11 protein-coding genes and 2 pseudogenes are annotated in these 19,568 nt (G+C 66.2%); 10 read left to right on the plus strand and 3 right to left on the minus strand.

What is annotated here, in order from left to right; genetic code table 11:
• Positions 1–25: 25 nt before the first annotated feature.
• The gene (gene asnB, locus IPK66_06510) at positions 26–2,041 is read left to right on the plus strand and encodes an asparagine synthase (glutamine-hydrolyzing) (GenBank protein ID MBK8174912.1); all 2,016 of its coding nucleotides are present in this window, start codon (positions 26–28) and stop codon (positions 2,039–2,041) included.
• 34 nt (positions 2,042–2,075) lie between these two features.
• On the opposite strand, the gene IPK66_06515 is transcribed toward asnB, so the two are convergent.
• Positions 2,076–3,362 (minus strand): nucleotide sugar dehydrogenase, encoded by a 1,287-nt coding sequence (locus tag IPK66_06515; GenBank protein MBK8174913.1) that lies wholly within the window; start codon positions 3,360–3,362, stop codon positions 2,076–2,078.
• A gap of 163 nt (positions 3,363–3,525) precedes the next feature.
• On the opposite strand from IPK66_06515, the gene IPK66_06520 reads away from it, so the two are divergent.
• The 9 genes and pseudogenes from IPK66_06520 (at position 3,526) to IPK66_06560 (ending at position 12,315) form a co-directional block, all read left to right on the plus strand.
• Positions 3,526–3,705, plus strand: coding sequence for a hypothetical protein (locus IPK66_06520; protein MBK8174914.1), 180 nt, complete (start codon positions 3,526–3,528; stop codon positions 3,703–3,705).
• Positions 3,706–3,875: 170 nt separating this feature from the next.
• Positions 3,876–4,670, plus strand: coding sequence for a hypothetical protein (locus IPK66_06525; GenBank protein MBK8174915.1), 795 nt, complete (start codon positions 3,876–3,878; stop codon positions 4,668–4,670).
• 578 nt (positions 4,671–5,248) lie between these two features.
• Positions 5,249–6,350 (plus strand): annotated as a pseudogene (locus tag IPK66_06530) (IS1595 family transposase).
• Between the two features lie 112 nt (positions 6,351–6,462).
• A pseudogene (locus tag IPK66_06535) lies at positions 6,463–7,897 on the plus strand (IS1182 family transposase).
• 88 nt (positions 7,898–7,985) lie between these two features.
• A complete protein-coding gene (locus IPK66_06540; GenBank protein ID MBK8174916.1) occupies positions 7,986–8,450 on the plus strand; it encodes a hypothetical protein in 465 nt (154 codons plus the stop codon).
• On the plus strand, positions 8,447–8,845 hold the full coding sequence (locus IPK66_06545) for a hypothetical protein (GenBank protein MBK8174917.1): 399 nt from the start codon (positions 8,447–8,449) through the stop codon (positions 8,843–8,845). Before IPK66_06540 ends, IPK66_06545 begins: the two co-directional genes overlap by 4 nt.
• Before the next feature lie 344 nt (positions 8,846–9,189).
• Positions 9,190–10,371 (plus strand): glycosyltransferase, encoded by a 1,182-nt coding sequence (locus IPK66_06550; protein ID MBK8174918.1) that lies wholly within the window; start codon positions 9,190–9,192, stop codon positions 10,369–10,371.
• 152 nt (positions 10,372–10,523) lie between these two features.
• Positions 10,524–11,390 (plus strand): class I SAM-dependent methyltransferase, encoded by an 867-nt coding sequence (locus tag IPK66_06555; GenBank protein ID MBK8174919.1) that lies wholly within the window; start codon positions 10,524–10,526, stop codon positions 11,388–11,390.
• 103 nt (positions 11,391–11,493) lie between these two features.
• Entirely contained in the window at positions 11,494–12,315 is an 822-nt protein-coding gene (locus IPK66_06560) for a class I SAM-dependent methyltransferase (protein ID MBK8174920.1), read from the plus strand.
• 67 nt (positions 12,316–12,382) lie between these two features.
• Here the strand turns inward: IPK66_06560 and IPK66_06565 are convergent, their stop codons facing one another.
• Positions 12,383–14,080, minus strand: coding sequence for an ABC transporter ATP-binding protein (locus tag IPK66_06565; GenBank protein ID MBK8174921.1), 1,698 nt, complete (start codon positions 14,078–14,080; stop codon positions 12,383–12,385).
• Between the two features lie 2,285 nt (positions 14,081–16,365).
• Positions 16,366–19,542 carry an Hsp70 family protein gene (locus IPK66_06570; protein MBK8174922.1) on the minus strand — a complete coding sequence of 1,059 codons (3,177 nt, stop codon included), beginning with the start codon at positions 19,540–19,542 and terminating at the stop codon, positions 16,366–16,368.
• Positions 19,543–19,568: the final 26 nt, after the last annotated feature.

Consider the following 19,568-nt stretch of genomic DNA (forward strand, 5'->3'; position numbering starts at 1 on the left):
GACGACAAGGGGAGACGAGCGAAGCGTGTGCGGGATCGCCGGGTTTCTGAGCGACGGCGCCCGCGGCACTGCGGGTGGGGCCGGGGATGCCGATGCGCGGTTTCACCGCGCCGTCGCGGCGATGACCGACGCCATCGCTCATCGCGGGCCGGACGATAGCGGCGCCTGGGTCGATGCCGCCGCCGGCATCGCGCTCGGCCACCGGCGGCTCTCGATCCTCGATCTGTCCGCGGCCGGCCATCAGCCGATGCTGTCGGCGGATGGACGCTTCGTCCTCTCCTTCAACGGCGAGATCTACAATTTCGCCGAGCTTAGCCACGAACTCGAGGCGCGCGGCTGCGTCTTTCGCGGCCATTCCGACACGGAAGTGCTGCTCGCCGGCTTCGTGGCTTGGGGCGTCGACGAAACCCTGCGCCGCGCCAACGGCATGCTGGCGCTGGCACTGTGGGACCGGGCGGAGCGCTCGCTGACCCTGGCGCGCGACCGCCTCGGCAAGAAACCGCTCTACTACGGTTGGTTCGCCGGCACCTTGATCTTCGCTTCTGAGCTTAAGGCGCTGTTCGCCCACGCGAGCTTTGACGGCGAGATCGATCGCGACGCGCTGGGCGCGTTCGTGCGCTATTCCTTCATCCCGGTGCCGGCCTCGATCTTTCGCGGCGTGCGCAAGCTGCCGCCGGCGACGTGGCTGCGCGTGTATGCTGGCGACGCTGGCGCCGCTAACAGCCGGGCGGCGACGCCGCAGCCTTACTGGTCGGCGCGGACAGCCGCCGAGCAGGGACGCCGCCGTCCGTTCACCGGCGACCTCGGCGAGGCCGCGAACGCGCTGGAAACGCTGCTCGAAGATGCCGTCGCCACGCGCATGATCGCCGACGTCAGCCTTGGCGCGCTGCTCTCCGGCGGCATCGATTCGACGACGATCGTCGCGTTGATGCAGCAGGCGAGCGCCCGGCCGGTAAAAACCTTCTGCATCGGTTTCGCGGAGCCCAAGTACAACGAGGCGTCGTACGCGGCGGCGATCGCCCGCCATCTCGGCAGCGAGCACACCGAACTCATCGTCACCGCCGATGACAGCCGCGATCTTATCCCCCGGCTGCCGGAACTCTACGACGAACCCTTCGCCGATTCCTCTCAGCTTCCGACCTTCATCGTCTCGCGTCTGGCGCGCGGCGCGGTCACCGTGGCGCTCACCGGCGACGGCGGTGACGAGCTGTTCGCCGGATACGCGCTCTATCCCCGCTGCCTCGGCCAATGGCGCCTCGCCCAGCGCCTGCCGGCGACGGCGCGGCGGCAGCTGGCCCGCCTGATGCGCGGCGCGGCGCACGCGCCGTGGCTCGCCGATCCCCCGGCGGGCGATGGCGAGCCACGTTCGGGTCGCCGCCAGAGGTTCGCCGCCAAGCTCGCCAAGCGGGCGGCGCTGATGCGCGGCGATGGTCCGGTCGGCATCCTCGCCGAGAAACGGGCGCACTGGGACCGGGCCGCCGACCTCGTGCCGGGCGCCCAGCCGCTCGCCTGGGTAATGAACGATCCCGAGCGCTGGGTTGACGCCGACGATCCGCTGCAGGCGATGATGCAGGCCGATATCGAAGGCTACATGACCGACGACATCCTGGTGAAGGTCGATCGCGCCAGCATGGCGGTCGCGCTCGAGGTGCGCTGCCCGCTGCTCGATCACCGCATCGTCGAATTCGCCCTCAGCCTGCCCGATGCGATGCGCATCGACGAGAAAGGCAGAGGCAAGCGCGTGTTGCGCGCGCTGCTCGGCCGCCACGTGCCGCCCGGCCTGACCGAGCGGCCCAAGAAAGGGTTCGGTGTTCCCATCGCCGCATGGCTGCGCGGGCCGCTGCGCCCGTGGGCGGAAGAACTGCTCGGCGAGCAACGGCTCATCGAAGGCGGGCTGTTCGACGCGGCCATGGTGCGCCGAATCTGGCGCCAGCACCTCGCCGGTGCCCACGATCACGAACAGGTCCTGTGGAACCTGCTGATGGTCGAGGCGTGGACGGACCGCTGGCGCGCGCATATCCGCCGGCCCGCCGGCGCGTAAAAGTAAAAGGAGTACGCCGGGGTGCACTGCGGCGTCAGGGGCGCCAGAGAACGACCCCGCCCGGCCGCGTCGCGCGTTCGAGGCAGGCGCGCACGTCGACGACGAGGCCCCGCCCATCCGTGAGCAGGGCGCGGATCATCGCCCAGCCGCCGTCGCGATAGGCCCGATGCGGCACGGCGAGGATGACGGCATCGAGATCGCTCATCGCCGCGAGCGGCACGGGGGCGAGGCCGCAGGCGCTGGCCACGTCGCCCGCGCCTGCCAGCGGATCGCTCAACAACACCTCGGCGCCGAAGGCGCGCAGCTCACCCACCAGGTCGGCGACGCGGGTATTGCGGCAGTCGGGCACGTCCTCCTTGAAGGTCGCGCCGAGAACGCCGATCCGTCCGCGCGGACGGCCCGCCGTGCGTACCAGTCGCTTGATCGTCTCGCGTGCGATCCACGCCCCCATCTCGTGATTGATCCGCCGCCCGGCGAGGATGACCTCGGGGTGATAGCCCGCGCGTTCGGCCCGGTCGGTCAGGTAGTAGGGATCGACGCCGACGCAGTGCCCGCCGACGAGCCCCGGGGTGAAGGCGAGGAAATTCCACTTGGTGCCGGCGGCGGCCAGCACGTCGCGGGTATCGAGGCCGAGCCGCTCGCAGATCATCGCCAACTCGTTCATCAGCGCGATGTTGAGGTCGCGCTGGGTGTTCTCGATTGCCTTCGCCGCCTCGGCGGTGCGGATATCGGGCGCCTCGTGCAGGCCGGCGGCGACGACACTGCCGTAGACCGCGCGCATCACCGCCAGCGTGCGGGCGTTCTGCGCCGCGATTACCTTGACGATGGTCTCGAAGCGGTGCGCGCGATCGCCGGGGTTGATCCGCTCCGGCGAATAGCCGACGTCGAAATCGCGCCCGCACGCCAGCTTCGAGGCGCGCTCGAGCACGGGCACGCACTCCTCCTCGGTGGCCCCGGGATAGACGGTCGATTCGAAGACGACGATGGCGCCGGGCCGCAACTGCGCGCCGATGGTCCGCGTCGCCGCCAGCAGCGGGGCGAGGTCCGGCTTGCGCGCCACCGTGATCGGCGTCGGCACGGCGACGATGTGGAAGTCCGCCTCGGCGAGGCGCGCCGGATCGCAGGTATAGGCGATGGCCTCCGCGCCCAGGTCCGCGGCGGCGATCTCGAAGGTGCGGTCGTAGCCGCGGGCGAGCTCACCGACGCGCGCCGAGTCGATATCAAAGGCGATGACCGGATCGCCGCGCCGGGCAAACGCATGCGCGACCTGCAAGCCGACATAGCCGAGCCCGATCACCGACAACCGCCGCGTATGGCTCACGTCACCCCATCCACCCGCCCGATACCCGCCCGCGCCTTCGCAAGACATCACTTTGCAGCGCGGCGTATCGCGGCTGCCGACCGCTTGTCAACCGACGGTGGCGAAGCGGCAACCTCGCGGTTCGCGACGGGACGCTCGGCGAAACGGTCGTGAACTCTTAAGCTTGCCGATTCAAATTCCCATCCTGCCGCCCGTTATCATCCTTAAAACGCATCGGCAGCAACCATTAAGCGGCAAGCCTCATCAGGCCGCACTCGACGCCTGTGCTCGCAAACTCCTCGTCTTCACCAATAACGTCGTTGCCGGCGACATCCTGCGGATCGAATGCCTGTTGGCCGCTTAACGGTTGCTACGCGGGCGAAAGCTGGATGAATAGCTCACGTCCAATCGAGGTCGGTCGCGATTCAAGCGCACTGCTTAAGATCGAAAATAATGACATTAGCGAACGTGTATCGTAAAATACATCAGTGACGAGGGGAGAGCGTATCGGTCGTCACCGAGGCGGGGGAATTGATGCCGCTAAATGATTTGATTGCCAGCGGCCATCTTGGCCGGTGTGAAATCACGCGTCGTACCGCGCTGGCGTCCCTTACGCTCGGATTGGTGGCCCTCTGCCCCTGGGATGTTCCGTTGGCAGCGGAAGGTGTCTGGTTACGGGGCCAATTGTGCTCGGCGTATGTCACGATGGGCAGCCGCCAAGTCCAGATCGAAACAAGCACCGGCGATCGAAATCTCGATCGGCAGCTCATGCTCGAAGCTCGTCACGTTGCCCGCACCTTTGATGTTTGGCCTGGGTTGAAAATCCTGGTTGAGCCTAGCAGTTTGGCTAGGAATGCGTTGGCGACAAGCGAAACACTTGTCGACGGCACGGCCGGGACGGTGATGCTCGGGCGGACCCTAGTCCTAGACGAATTGCAGCGGGACCGGCGCGGGTGGGGCGGGCTCACCGTCGCCGGGCTAATGGCGCACGAGTTCGGCCATATTTTCCAATATAAATCGGGCTACCATGCCAAGCTAAAGCAAGGGTCGAAGACCGACGAGCCAGTCGAGCTTCATGCCGATTACTTGGCAGGATATCATCTCGGCCGAAAACGACGCGACGGCGCGAATATGGATATAGGCGCGTTCATGGACGGCATTTATTTTATGGGCGACGATCACGAGGACGACCCCAGGCACCACGGCAGTAGCGAAGAGCGACGGCGGGCGGTCCGGGAAGGCTATCGTACTGGCGTTGAAGGGCTCACGCCAATTCAATCCGTCGCAGCGCGTGGCTACGATGCGGTACGCGAGATCATGCGAATGTAAGCGGTTTGGAGGGTTGAATAAAGGTCAGCGGGGGGGGGATGACATTTTGCGACGGGCGAGCGATTGGAGGCGAAGTGCCTGGTTGAGCGGACGGAACGTCGTGGCAACCATTGTCGCGGTCATCTTCGCGGGGTTCTCAATCTCGGTTCTCGCCCAACAGAATCGATGCTACCCCGGTCTCGACTGCCCCGAGGACATTCCCGGCAACAACAGAGGTGGATCCGGGTCAGTCAACCCGCCGCCGGACCCACCACGAAGGCCCTGGCAGGAGCCGGGAACTTATCCGACCTACCCAGGTCAATCACAAAATCAGCCGCCGCAAGTCCGCCAGGATTGCACTAACCCTTATGCTGCGATGATGGGTGCTATCTTCGGCCAACCGGCGCCATGCAGCTTACCTTCGACTCATTGCTGTTTCGACGATGGCTCCTCCGTGCCGCTGGTCGTCAATTCCGGAATTCCTTTCGGCAACCCTTGCTTTACGTACGTCGCGTTTACAAACAAAACGCAGCAAAATCGTTGAACAAAGCTGCTTTCTGGCTGATTCTAGTGACGTTCGGGATAGTCGGGTGGTGGCGATGTCAGATTTGGTTCGATCGACGCTGGCTGGGATCAGGACGGTCGATGACATGGTGCGAGCGTTCAGCGACGAGGAGCGCTGCCGCCGCCTGATGGAAAGCATGATCTGGCCGACCGGGCGGGTCTGTCCGGCGTGTGGATACCGACGTTCGATCGCGCTCGCCGGGCGGGATAGGGGAATTGGCGGGCGAGACCCGGTCTCTACCAGTGCTCGAACGGCAGTTGCCGGTTCCAGTTCACGGTGACGACACGAACGCCGCTGCACTCTACCAAGCTGCCGCTCGCCACTTGGTTGAAGGCGCTGTGGCTGACCCTGCAATCCGATAAGGGGCTGTCGTCGGTGCGCCTGGCCAGGGCCCTCGGCGTGAGCCAACCCACGGCTTGGCGCATGGGGCACGCCCTGCGGCTGATGATGGCGCGCGAGACCCAGCTGGAGGGAACGGTCGAGATCGACGAATTTTATCTTGGCGGCCGTCCGCGCAAACAGCGGGACACACCGCCGGTCGGCCGTGGCCGGAAAGGCCAAAGCGGACGACCAAGGCGTGCGTCCTCGCGGTGGTCGAACGACCGCGTGACGCGGAGATCGGGACGGTCGCGGGTGGCGCACGGGCCTCGGTGGTGGTCGACCTCTCTGCCGTCGAGACCGAACGGGTCCTCGAGAAGGAGGTCGACGTGGCCGCGACCCATCTGATGAGCGATGCGTGGAGCACCTTTGCCGCCGTCGGCCAGAGCTTCGCAGCGCACGATACGGTTCAGCATGCCAAGCGCGAATATGCGCGCGGCACGGTCCACGCCAATTCCGTCGAGGGGTTCAATTCCCGCGTCCGCCGTACCGTCGCCGGCGTGTTCCATCATATCAGTCCGGAGCACGCCGACCTCTACTTCCACGAGATGGGCTTCCGGTGGTCACAGCGCGTCGTCGCGGGCCAGACCACCCGCCGGTCACCCCGTGGACGGGAGCACGTTCGAACCCTCTGGGACCGCATCCCGCCTGCTATGCAACTCGTTGCGGTCCTCAGAACCGCCGTCGGCCGCCAACTCCGCCGAACCCGCAACGGCAGCATCTCGATCAAATCGCCAATCGCTGCGTTTTGCTTATAAACGCGACGTACGTGAACTACTTCGGCAGCGTACTACCAGTTCAGGGAATGGGAGAGGCTGTGTGAAAACGCGGTGTGGGCTATTGTTGGCGGCGGGTTAGCCGGGGGTGCGCATGAGCCGCTTCATCGAAGGCGAGGACCGACTGCAGCAGTCGCTGCTGCCGAACTGCATCGACGATTATGTTTCCGAGGACAATCCGGTGCGGGTGGTCGAGGCCTATGTCGACGAACTCGACTTGGCGGCGTTGGGTTTTGATCGGGCGAGCCCGGCGGCAACGGGCCGTCCTGCCTACCATCCGGCGACGCTGCTCGAGATTTACCTGTACGGCTACCTCAACCGCATCCAGTCGAGCCGCCGGCTCGAGCGCGAGGCGCGGCGCAATCTCGAGCTGATGTGGCTCACCCGCCGGCTCGCCCCCGACTTCAAGACGATCGCCGACTTTCGCCGCGACAACGGCGCCGCGATCCGTGCGGCGTGTGCCGAGTTCATCCTGCTGTGCCGCCGGCTGGGGCTTTTCAGCCAAGCGGTGGCGGCGATCGACGGCAGCAAGTTCAAGGCGGTCAACGCCCGCGACCGCAACTACACACCGGGCAAGCTGCAGCGCCGCATCGAACAGATCGAGGCCAGCGTCGCCCGCTGGCTCGGCGCGCTGGACGCGGCCGACCTGCAGGAGGGCTCGGTCGCGCAAGACAAAGCGGTGCGGCTGGCGGAGAAGGTCGCGGCGATGCGCGCCAAGGTGCGCGAGCTGCGTGCTTTGAAGGCGCGGGTGGAAGCCGCGCCCGACGGCCAGATCTCGCTGACCGACCCCGACGCACGGGCGATGGCGACCAACATGCGCGGCGCCAGCGTCGTCGGCTACAACGTGCAGACGGCGGTCGAGACCGAGCATCATCTGATCGTCGCGCACGAGGTTACGAACGTCGTCGTCGACCGGGCGTTGCTGGCACCGATGGCGGCCAGGGCGAAGGCGGCGATGGGCCAGGACGCGATCGACGTGCTGGCCGACCGCGGCTATTTCAGCAGCGAGCAGATCCGGGCATGCGAAGCGATCAGGGTGACCCCTACGTGCCCAAGCCGCTGACCTCGGGGGCAAGAGCCGAGGGCCGCTATGCCAAAGAGGACTTCGTCTATCTGCCGGCCGAGGACGCCTATCGCTGTCCCGCCGGCGAGGTGCTCTCCGCGCCGTTTCGGCTCGGTCCTGCAGGGCCGGACGATGATCACCTACTTTTCGACCCGCTGCGGCGAGTGCGCGCTGAAGAGCCGGTGCACGCCGGCCCAGGAACGGCGTGTCCGGCGCTGGGAGCACGAGGCGGTCATCGACGCCATGCTGGCGCGGATCGAGCACGCGCCCGAGGCAATGACGGTGCGCCGCCGCACGGTCGAGCATCCTTTCGCCACGCTCAAGGCCTGGATGGGTGCGACGCACTCCTCACCAGGGGCTGGAGCGGGTGCGAACGGAAATGAGCCTGCACGTGCTCGCCTACAACATGAAACGGGTGATCAATCTCCTCGGCACCCGACCGCTCATCGCCGCGATCCGCAGCTGAGGCGCGATCTCGTCCCGCCGACTGCGCCCGCACCAGCCAAGGTGCCTGCCAATCGGCGATTGAGCACCAGTTTTCACACGGGCTCGGGATGTCGCAGGTAGCTAAGAGAGGCGATCGTCCTCGCCTGTTGGTTCAAGTGGTTTCAGTATCTATCATAACGATCATTCTGTTTGTTGCCACCTGCGGCATGCAAAGTACGCTGGTATCGGCCGCCGGCCTTGAGGCAGCGTTGCCGCCGACTGTAAGCGATGAGGCAAATCTGAATCCACCGCCGTCCCGGCCCATTGGTACACTCGATCGGGTGCTCGGCGATGCTGAAGTGCAACTGGCCGTGGCCGTGTTGCTGTTTGGAGTGCTAATTCTAGGTGTTCAGTACTTGCTCGTCTGGCGGGGGAGCATCGACCAGGATACAGCGGTTCGCATAACGACGTTAACGCTCGTTGTCGTCGCCACCCTGTTCGTGATAACTGCCGGTTTTGCCCGCGAACAGATTGCGCCGGCGATCGGCCTATTCGGAACGATTATCGGCTATTTGCTCGGACGACAGAAATGAACCAGACGGAGAAGATCTTGTCGGCCGCAGCAACGGTTGTGGCGGTGGCGGCAACGGGAGCCGCATGCCCGGTCATGTCGGCTGAGATTATGACCATGCTCGTCGATCCTGAATTGAGTTATCTTGTCCCTCCCGAAACTGTCTTGATTCATAACGCCACTGGCGGGGAAATCGTATTCTCCCTCGCGCCCCAAGGGGGGGAAGCTGCCCAACAGCGGATGCGCGATGGCGAGATTCGCCAGTTCTCTGATGGCGTCTCCATAACCTACGTCATCGAGATCCCAACGGCAGGAAGAGGAGCCGTGCGCTATCGGCTGCGCGCCGAGAAACGCTATCAGGTCTTCTGGAACGCTACTGCCCAGAAGTGGGACGTCGTAGAATTGGAGCCGCGCTAATAACTAATTTACGAAGCTGTTCGTTTATATAAACATTCATTGACTCGGTTGAGTGTGCAATGCGGTGCGATCGGATATAATTCTTTACTGATATTTAACTTGATCACCCGCTTTTGATTGCGTTCGGCGGGTTAGGTTTCTCCTTGAGCCCACCTCACGTTGATTGCTTGGCGACAGGTGTACCGGTGTGCACGGTGCGATTGTTGGCGGCTCCGCGCCGAGCTGTGATACTCGGATGAAATCGGTGTTCGGCGGCGGGACGGGTGCGGTTGGGCGTGCCTCTGACCGGAGGCGAAGAAGGACAGGGCGTGGCGCATCTGGCGGTTTTTCTCAGCAGCGTGGCGATGGGTGGGGCGGAGCGGGTGATGCTGATGCTGGCCGACGCGCTCATCGCCCGCGGGCATGCGCTCGACATCGTGCTCACCCGGCGCGAGGGCTATTTCGCCGACGCGCTGCCGGCGGGGGCGCGAGTCTGCGAGCTTGGCATGGCTTCGCACCCGGCGCTGTGGCGCGCGCTCGTCCGCCTGCCGGGACCGGTCGCCCGCACTCTGGCGGGTGCGCTGGCCTTCGACAAGGCGCCGAAGGCGGTGCGCAGCCTGCCACGGCTGGTGGACTACTTGCAGGGCGAGCGGCCGGACGCGGTACTGACGACCTTGCCTTATAACAACCTGACGGCTTTGTGGGCAGCGGCGCTGGCCGGCGAGCCGCGGCGCCCCTCGGTGCCCGTCGTCGTCCGCGAGGCGAGCGTGCTGTCGCGGGCGCACGTCACCAAGCGCTTCGATCGTCGCCTCGCCGACCTCGTCGGCATGACCTACCCCGGCGCCGCCGGCATCGTCGCCATCTCGGACGGTGTCGGCGATGACCTCGCCCGCATCACCAGCCTTTCGCGCGCGCGCATCACTACGATCTACAATCCGATCGACGTCGCCCGCGCCGAAGCGGCCGCCGCCGCGCCGGTCGCCGAGCCGTGGTTGGCGGCCGGGGCGCCGCCGATGCTGCTGGCGGTCGGGCGGATGACGCCGCAGAAGGATCACGCGACGCTGCTGCGGGCGTTCGCGCGCGTGATCGCAGCGCGGCCGGCGCGGTTGGTGATTCTCGGCGACGGCCCGGAGCGGGGCACGCTCGACGCGCTCGCCCGCTCGCTTGGCATCGACGGGCACGTGCGCTTGGTCGGGCTGGTCGACAACCCCTTTCCCTATTACCGCCACGCCGCCGTCTTCGTTCTGTCGTCGGCGTGGGAGGGGTTCGGCAACGTGCTGCTCGAAGCGCTCGCCTGCGGCTGCCCGGTGGTCAGCACCGATTGTCCCAGCGGTCCGGCGGAAATCCTCGGTCATGGCCGCTGGGGGCGGCTCGCGCCGGTGGGCGACGCCGAGGCGCTGGCGGCGTGCATCCTGCGCACGCTTGACGCGCCGCCAGCGGCGGAAGCCCTGCGCCAGCGGGCGCGGATGTTCACCATCGATGCCGCCCTCGATCGCTACCTCGATCTCCTGATCGGCGATCGACAAGAACGCGACGACACGGAATAATCGGTTCCACCTGCGGTTTCGGACGGCTATCGTCGCCTTCCATTCATTGCGCTACTCGGTTGCTTGGGCGCCCTTCGCCCAAGGCCGCCGGCCGCACCAGCGGTCCCGCCGCGAGAGAGCAGCGCCGCACTGCGGAGGTCCGAGGCACGGTAATGGAGACCGATGTCGAATCGCTCAAGTATGATCGCGGAACCCACTTCGAGTTCGGCAAGAACTGGACGGCGTACAGCCTTACGGTGACCGAGGACGACATCGCCCGCTCCATGCGCGAGATGCGCCGGATGCTGGGCCGCGAATCCCTCCACGGTTTGCGCTTTCTCGATATCGGCTGCGGATCGGGCATTCATGCCCTGGCGGCCCTGCGGCTGGGCGCCGCCATGGTCACCGCGATCGATATCGATCCGCACTCGGTGGGCGCCGCGCGCGCGCTGATCGGCCAGCACTGGGCGCAGGCCAACTACCTCATCCGCGAGGGCAACGTCTTTTTGCTGACGCCGGACGATCTCGGCCACTTCGATCTCGTCTACAGCTGGGGCGTGCTTCATCACACCGGCGATATGTGGACCGCCATACGCCGCGCCGCCGGGTTCGTCGAGCCCGGCGGAACGTTGGCTATCGCCCTTTACCGCAAGACGCCGATGTGCGCCTTCTGGCGCTGGGAGAAGCGCCGCTACACCCGCGGCGGTCCTTTCTTTCGCGGCGCGGCTATCGGCGTGTTCGTCGCCGCGCGTGTCCTGCGCGATGCCGTTCGCCTGAAGAACCCGATGGCCAAGATCCGGGTCCACAACGAAAAGCGTGGAATGAAGTGGTATACCGATGTCATCGACTGGCTCGGCGGATACCCTTACGAATCGGCGAGCCCCAAGGAGGTGGCGGCCTTTCTCGAGCCCATCGGCTTTCGCCCGCGCGCGACGTTCAAGGCACGCCGCGATTTGGGGCTTCTCGGCAGCGGCAATGCCGAATACACGTTCGAAAAAGCAGGGCCGCCAGCGGCGGCTGCGCTCGAAGCGAGCGGTTAAGCATTGCAGCGCGCGGGACGAGACGGGCGCGCCTGTGACCCAGAACTTGGATGGGCTCTCTCCTCCGCCTCAGGATGCGGGGTCAGGACACGGGGTGTCGGTGATGTCGGATGTTGGTGATCGTATGAAGTCCGCCGCACGATGGTGCGAGCACAAGTTCGACAAGAAGCGTCAGCGGGTTGCCGATCTTTGCGCGATGCGGCGCGAGGAGAAGGCCTTTCGCGCCATCTACGACAAGCACGCCGACTATACCCTCGTATCGGCAAAGGCCTATATCGGCAATCTACGGCTCATCCGCGCGGCGCTGCGGCGCGAGGCGCTCGCCGAGGGCTGCATCGTCGAATGCGGCACCTGGGCCGGGGGGATGACCTTCGGCATGATCGATGCCTGCCCCGAGATCGCTGAGTTCCATTGTTTCGATTCGTTCGAGGGCTTGCCACCGGCGACCGAGGCGGACGGAGAGGTGGCCCGCGCCTCGCAAGACGCGCGGGCGATGGAAGCGGGCAACGTGGTCGCGTCGATCGAAGAGTTCAACCGCGGTCTCGGACGCTTCGATGCGGCAACGCGCGCGAAGGTGCACGTGCACAAGGGCTGGTTTCAGGACACGTTGCCGGAGTTTCGTCCGCATCGGCCGATTGCCGTGCTGCGGCTCGACGGCGACTGGTACGAATCGACGATGGTCGCCCTCGATCACCTCTACGACCTTGTTGCCGACCAGGGCCTGATCATTCTCGACGATTACATCTCCTGGGACGGTTGCGCGCGGGCGGTGCACGATTTCCTTTCCAAGCGCCAGGGACGCGAGCGCATCCAACAGGCATGGCCGGGTCCGGTCAGCTACATGGACAAGAACTGGACGCCGATGGACGCCTTTTTCCGCCAGCGTCTGGAAAAGGCGAAAGCCGCGGCGACGGTTGAATCATAATCTCAGGAGACAGGAACGCCACGCGGCCCAACCGCCCGACGATCGAAACATCGAGTGGCGCCGCGCGTCAGCCGGCGCTCTCGTCATCGTCGGTGGCGGCGCGCAGATAGATCACCTGATCGGCGATGTCGATCCAGGCTTGCCGGTGGGAAATAGCGAGCACGGTGACCGACTTTGAGATCTCCTTGATGTTCTCGCAGATCTCCCGCTCGGTCGCGGCGTCGAGCGCGCTGGTCACCTCGTCGAGGATCAGCAGCTTCGGGCCGTGCACCAGGGCGCGGGCGAGCGAAATTCGCTGACGCTGGCCGCCGGAGAAGCGCGAGCCCTTCTCGCCGACCTCGGTGGCGAGACCGTCCGGCAGCGGCGCAATGAATTCGGCGGCACCGGCGAGCCGCAGCGCCTCCATGACCCGTTCCTCGTCGAGCGAGGTATCGCCGAGGGTGATGTTGGCAAGGATGGTATCGTGCAAAAGGCTGAGTTCCTGCGGAACGTAACCGATGCTCCGTCGCCATGAGCGCACGTCGATTTCGGAGAGGGGCACGCCATCGATGACAATGCTCCCTTCGTCCGGCCGGTAGAGGCCGAGCAAAAGATCGGTGAACGTCGTCTTGCCGGTTCCGGAGCCGCCGACCAGCAACGTCAGCCTGCGCGCCGGGATTTCGACGGACAGATCGCGCAGCACCGGCGAGCGTCCGTAGGTGAACGAGACGCTGCGAAAGGCACAGCCGGTCTCGAACGTCGCTATCCGGGTGCCGAATTCGGGCTCGCGCTGCTGATCCGCCTCGGCGGTAATGTGGCAGACCGACAGGTAGGCGCTCTCCGCCGCCACCGCCTCCTGGTATTGCGCCTGCACGCGGGCGATCGTCTGAACCGTGCGCTGCAGCAGGACGCCCATCACCAGGACGTTGGCGATGGGCATGTGCCAGAACTCGACGACGACGTAAAATCCGCCGGCGAGCATCAGCATCAAAATCGGTTCCTGAAGGTTGTTCAGCAGATTCTTGCTGATCATCTCCCGACGCACGGCGCTGCGGATCTGGTCGATCTTGCGGGTGAACAGCCGGGCGAACTCGTCCTCGCGCGCCATCGCCTTCAGCGGCTTGATGCCGACCATCGCATCGCTCAGCCGGGTGACCAACTCGCGCGAGCGCCGGATGTTGCGCCGCCCGGCCTTGTCCGCCATCCGCACCAGCGAGTGCATCGACAGGACAACGAGGCCGCCGACAATGATCGAGACTGCGGCAAGCTGCCACGAGACGGCGAACGAGACGGCGACGTTGATCGCCGTCTGCAGGAAATTCGACAGGTAGCGCGAGATCATCAGGTAGAGCTGGCCCGAAATCGACGATTCCAGGCCGACGCTGTTGATCAGGGTTCCGGTCGGCTTGCTGGTGAAGTAGCTCCAGCGCGCCTTGAGCAGCGCGCCAATCAGCCGCTCGCGCAGATTGTTGCCGACGTTGGCCACGGCGCGCGAGACGTAGACCATCGCCATCACGGTCAGGGCCGATTTCAACAGGACCGCGACGACAACGACGACGAGCAGGGTTTCGACGTTCGCGCTCAGCCCGACCGTGCCCAACACGCGCACGACCGTCCGTCCGGCGAGCGACGTCGGCTGGCTGGAGCCGTCGCCGATTACCGAGATCAGCGGCACGAGGCTGGCGAATCCGAACCCCTGGGCGACGCTTGCGCACAGCAGGCAGAGAACCACCATCCACGGATTCGCGCCGCGGAACGAAAAAAAGACCTTCAGCAGCCTGACCATGCGTCGATTCCGATTATTGGTCGCGGCCCTCGCGAGAAAGCACAAAGGGCGGGCGCGCTTCTGCAATGCACGCCGTCGAGTGCAAGACCGCGGATGACTTAGCAGACCTTGCCGTTGTCTTCCAACCCCTGATCAGCCGCGGACAGCGGGCTTCGATGACGTCCGATTCCGGGTTGATCGCGCAAACCGCGCGCCGCGGTTATGCAAACAGACGGACATTTCGCCGATCGCTGCTATAAGTGGGCGCGCCAGAGCCGCCTGCCGGCCGATCAGCCGAGACCTCGATGACCCTCCTGACCGCACTCCGCCTGCTTCGCCGTGTCCTGCCGATCACGCCGCCCGGCTTGCGCGCCGCCCTCGGCGCGCTGGTGCCGAGCGCAACTTCGCTGCGTGAGCGGCTGGAGCAGTTTCCGACCCACGATCTGCCTCTGCAGCGCCCGGCCGTCGTGCGCTGGAACGAACACCAGGTGCCGTTCATCGAGGCCGAGACCGACCGCGACCTTGCCTTCGTCTTCGGCATGGTGCACGCCCACCTGCGGGGCGGGCAGATCGCCCTGTTCAAGCGGTTCTTCTACGGCCGGATTTCCGAGATGGCGGGGCCGTTCACCCGCGATCTCGATCACGCCATTCGCATCCTCGATTACGGCCGCGCCGCCGACGCCTGGGAAGAGCGGATGCCCGAGGAGACGAAAGCCTGGGTTCAGGCGTTCGTTGACGGCATGAACTGCTACCAGGAGCGGATGACCCAGCTGCCGCCCGAGTTCGCGCTGCTGGGCATCGAGCCGGAACCGTATACGTTTCGCGACATCCTCGTCGGCTCGCGCTTCGCCGGCACTGACTTTACCTGGCTGAACTATTTCCCGCTGCTGGAACGCCGGGGCAAGCCGGGGTTCGCCCAGCTATGGAATCGCACGCGCGAGACAGGAGAGGTGCCGACGACGAGCGGGCGGCCGGACGTTCCGGAGGCCAAGCTCGAACGGCTGCTGCGCGGCGCGCCGCGTTCGGGCAGCAATTCCGTTGCCGTCGCCCCGCGCCGCAGCGCCACCGGGGCGGCGCTGATCGCCAACGATCCGCACCTGGGACTTTCGCTGCCGAACCTGTGGATTCTCGTCGGTCTGCGCTCGCCGACGTTCAACGTCGTCGGCCTGTCGATCGTCGGCCTGCCGATGCTGGGGCTTGGCCGCAATGCGGATCTCGCCTGGGGCGGCACCAATCTGCGTGCCGCCTCCAGCGATCTTTACGACGTCTCCAAGCTGCCGGCCGAAGCATTCGAGACCAAGGAGACGGAGATCAAGTGTCGCGGCTGGTTCAGCACGCGCAAGACCATCCGCACGACAGCGTTCGGTCCGGTGATCTCCGATTCGAAGATGGTCAAGTGCGGCGGCAGCAAGCCTATCGCCTTGCGCTGGGTCGGTCACGAGCCCAACGACGAGATGACTTCCTTCATCCAGTGCGCCCGCGCCCGCACGCCGGAAGAGTTCCGCAAGGCGTTCGACGGCTACGGCGTTTCCGGCCAGAACATGCTGTTCGCCGACCGCGCCGGCAATATCGGCCATATCCTGGCGGTGCGACAACCGGTTCGCAGCGGCTTCCCCATGGATGATCCGGTTCTGGACGCGAGTGATCCCGCCACCCATTGGCAGGGGTTCGCTGGCGTGATGGACCTGCCGTTCACGCTCAATCCCAAGCAAGGCGTGTTCGCCTCGGCCAATGACCGGCCGGCGGGGACCGATCTGCCGATCGGCTTCACCTTCGGCTCGGAAGATCGTATTCACCGTCTTTATGACCTACTGGCGCGGCGCGAAAAGCTGACCATCGAAGATCTGATGGCTTTGCAGGTCGATACCCGTGCCCCCGAGGCGGCGCGGCTGTCGTCGGCGCTGGCCGAGGAACTAGCGCTGCTGCCGGATGGCGCGGCGGACGATTTCATGCAGCGTCTGGTGGCGTGGAACGGCGACTACGCTGAGGAATCCTCGGGCGCCGTCGCCTTCGAAACCTTGCTTCACCATCTTGTTCTCGGGCTTTACCACGGCAAAAAGCCGTCCGATCTGCCGGAGCTCTACGGCCAGTGGTCATATCTCACCACCTACCTGATGCCGGATCTGCGCGCGCTTGAACCGCTGGCGCGGGCGCGGCTGCTGGGCCGGGCGGCGCGGGCGGCGATGCTCGATGCCGCCCGCTATCCGACCTGGGGAGACATGCACCGGATGCGGCTCGGCCACAGCCTCAGCCGGCTGCCGGTGATGCGCGGCGCATTCATCGTCGCCAACCTTCCGTCCGGCGGCTCACGGCAGACGCCGATGAAGATGGATCACGGGCTGGTCAACGGCCGCCATTGCGCCACCTTCGGCTCGATGGCCCGGCATATCTCCGATCTGTCCGATCTTGACGCCAACTGGTTTACCCTGCTTGGCGGCAACGACGGCTGGCTCGGCAGCGTCAACTTCTCCGACCAGGTGGCGCTGTGGCGGGAACGGCGCTATATCCGCATGCCCCTGCGCCCGGAGACGATCACCGCGGAATTTCCGACGGCGATGGCGCTGATGCCCGCCCGTCCGGATACCACGGTGGCTCCGGCGGCGTCTGGCGAGACGACAGATGCGTCGGCGGATCAGGCTTCGCCCGACGTGCCGTCGGCGAAGATCAGTCCAACCGGCAACGCTTCGCCGTAAAGTCCCAGGCGGTCCTGGCGTTCGAGGGGCACGTACTCGCGCAAGCGGACGGTGCGTAGCGGCGCGACCCCCAGCTTTTCCAGCTTGTTGGCGATCTTGCCGCGCAAGGGACGGGGGCACGTCGATCCGGCGGTCATCGACGACGCGCGCGGCACGTAAAAACAACGTCTTCATCTCGGCGAGTTCGGGGTGTGACCAGTCGAGCTCCCGAAATGCCTCGAACGCCGTCTCGACGAGATCAGCGGAGACGACCGCCTCCGGACCGGCGTAGAGCGGCGAGCGGTTGAGCAACTGGCTCAGCGCGGCAAGGAACGGCGCGCAGTGCTGGCCGGCACTGGCGAGGCGGACGCTCGCGGCGATGAAACTCTCGATCAGTTCGGCCTTGATCTCGTGCCCCACCCGCTCGAGTGCCCCGGCGAGGCGGACCAGTTCCGGCGGCGGGTCCTTGGGCGCGCGCAGTTTGGCAAGCTCGGGCGCGAGCACGCTTTCCTGCCGGTCGCGCGCCAGGCCGCCGGCGACGCGCCGCCACAAAATGTATTCCTGAAGCTTGCTGCGCTTGCCCGGAAAATAAAGACCGCGATCACGCAGGCGCCACAGGGCGTCGATCCGCTCGTCGTCCATCGGCGCGCCGTAGCCGGGGCGCAGGAGAAAACCGGCGACGATCAGCCAGGCCTCCTCGTGCTCGACCGATTGCCGCCGCTCGGCCATGCCCGCCGCCAGCGCCGGCCACAGGGCGCGGACCAACACCCAGTTCCACTCGGCGCGCGCCAGTCCCAGCGTCTTCTCCAGGCCCTGGAGGAGACGGCCGGCTGTGAGCTTGTCCCGCTTGCCGGCAGGCGCCGAGAAGGCTGCGGTAATTCGGGCGCTGGCGGCGGCGACCATTGCGGGATCGGCATTGGCGCGAACGTCCGCCAGCGCACCACCTGGCGGCGGCGCCGTGCCAGTGTCCACACGATCGTGCGGACGAAGGTTGAAGTCGAGCGGCCACGACTGATCGATCCGTGGATCGGTGCTGTGCACCGAGACCTGCAGCAGCCCGAGTTCGCTCAATGTCGCGTTCAAGCGCACCGGCAGCGTCGCGCCGGCATCATCGCCGCCGTGTTCATCCGCGATTTTCACCACCGTTTCCAGCGGCGGCAGTGCCTCGAAGGTGTTCTCGCTCCACAAGATCACGTCGCCCACCCGGCTCTTGCGATGGCGGGTCGATGAGTAGGCCTGAAAGCGCACCGGGCGATTGACCCGCAGCTCCAGGGCAAGGCCTTCGAGTGCGAAAGTCTGCTCCGGCGCGGCGCCGCGGGGAAGGACGCACACGAGCCGCCGCTCCGGCGCGTCGTCGCCCGTTCCGCTATCGCCGCCGCCGTGAACAGCGGTGCGCTGGGTTTCGAGAAACACCGCCCGCGCCGCGCCGGCCTCGATGCGCTCCGCCCGCAGATGAAGCAGGCGGCCGAAGTGCGCCGCGCCGCGTGCCACCGCGAGATCAGGCTCGACATTGTCGAGGACGAGTGGGGCATAGCCCCCCTGCCAGGCGGTGATCTGCTCGCAGATCCGCCGGCGCAACGCCGCGGGATAGAGCGAGCCGCCGTTGAACAGCACCGCGTCGACGTGGGGGCGCCCCGCCAGGAAATGGGCGAGATGACGGGTCACCGCGCTGTCGAATGCGTACGGCAGGCCCCATTCCTTCAGGCCGCCCAGCGCGCGCTGAGGCCGCTCCCCCAGCGCGCACGCCGGAAAGAAGCCATCGATCAGCAAGCCCTCGATCTCGGATCGCAACAGATGGGTCGATGCGGCGTCGGCAAACAGGCGCGAGCCGCGGCCGGGCACGGAGATCGGAAAAACATCCTCCGCCGCCCCCTCGGTCGCCAGCGCCCGCTCCTTGACGTCGCGGCAACGGGCGACGAGGTGCTCCCACTGGGCCCCCGACAGCTTACCGTCGCCGAGCGCCAAGCGTTGCTCGACGTGGTGGGCGAGGGCAAGGTCGATGTTGTCGCCGCCGAGCAAGATGTGATCGCTGACGGCGAGGCGCCGGATCGCGGTGTTGCCGGCGCGCTCGCGGCTGCGGTCGAGTTCGAACAGGCTGAAATCGGACGTGCCGCCGCCAACGTCGACGACGAGGACATGGCGGGCATCGGTGTCCGGCCCGCCCAGCCGTTGCCGCAAATCGTGCTCGACGTCGTGGCGTTCGAGCCAACAGTAGAACGCCGCCTGCGGCTCCTCCAGCAGGCGCACGGATTTCGGCATGCCGGCCTCGTGGGCGGCCGCCAGCGTCAGGCGCTGCGCCGCCTCGTCGAATGACGCCGGCACGGTGACGGTGATCTCCTGCGCATCGAAGCGAAAATCAGCGCCGGACGCGGCGAAGCGGCTGTCCCAGGCGCCGCGCAGGTAGTTGAGGATCAGCGCCGAGGCACGAACCGGCGAGATTTTCTCCGCCGCCGGCACGTCGTCCGATCCCCAGGGAAGGAAGGGCTGGGTGCGGTCGGCCGCGTGGTGGCAGAGCCAGGACTTCGCCGAATGGGCGACGCGTCCCGGAATCTCCGAGGCCTTGCGGCGGGCGAGGCGGCCGACGATCCATGCGCCCGAACCCGCCTGCCGACCCTGAAGCTGTGCCGCCTCGGCTTCGCCGGGCAGGTAGAGGAACGACGGCAGCGTCGGCGATGACGACAGGCCCGAGAGCGAATCCCACTGACTGACGGCAAATACGTCCGAACGTTCGCTGCCTTGCAGCGGGGCGAATGCCATCGCCGAGTTGGTCGTGCCGAGATCGATGCCGATGCTGTAGCGGGCTTGTCCCATTGCGAAGTGACGGTGCGCCTTCTCGC

Source organism: Rhodospirillales bacterium, from assembly GCA_016712595.1.
Classification (GTDB): domain Bacteria; phylum Pseudomonadota; class Alphaproteobacteria; order Rhodospirillales; family Defluviicoccaceae; genus Defluviicoccus.

Excerpts from the sequence above, each read along its gene's own strand:
- IPK66_06525 (MBK8174915.1), top strand. The coding sequence starts at position 3,876 with ATGCCGCTAAATGATTTGATTGCCAGCGGCCATCTTGGCCGGTGTGAA.
- IPK66_06550 (MBK8174918.1), top strand. The coding sequence starts at position 9,190 with ATGGGTGGGGCGGAGCGGGTGATGCTGATGCTGGCCGACGCGCTCATC.
- IPK66_06545 (MBK8174917.1), top strand. The coding sequence starts at position 8,447 with ATGAACCAGACGGAGAAGATCTTGTCGGCCGCAGCAACGGTTGTGGCG.
- IPK66_06565 (MBK8174921.1), bottom strand. The coding sequence starts at position 14,080 with ATGGTCAGGCTGCTGAAGGTCTTTTTTTCGTTCCGCGGCGCGAATCCG.
- IPK66_06560 (MBK8174920.1), top strand. The coding sequence starts at position 11,494 with ATGTCGGATGTTGGTGATCGTATGAAGTCCGCCGCACGATGGTGCGAG.
- IPK66_06540 (MBK8174916.1), top strand. The coding sequence starts at position 7,986 with ATGTCGCAGGTAGCTAAGAGAGGCGATCGTCCTCGCCTGTTGGTTCAA.
- IPK66_06570 (MBK8174922.1), bottom strand. The coding sequence starts at position 19,542 with ATGGGACAAGCCCGCTACAGCATCGGCATCGATCTCGGCACGACCAAC.
- IPK66_06555 (MBK8174919.1), top strand. The coding sequence starts at position 10,524 with ATGGAGACCGATGTCGAATCGCTCAAGTATGATCGCGGAACCCACTTC.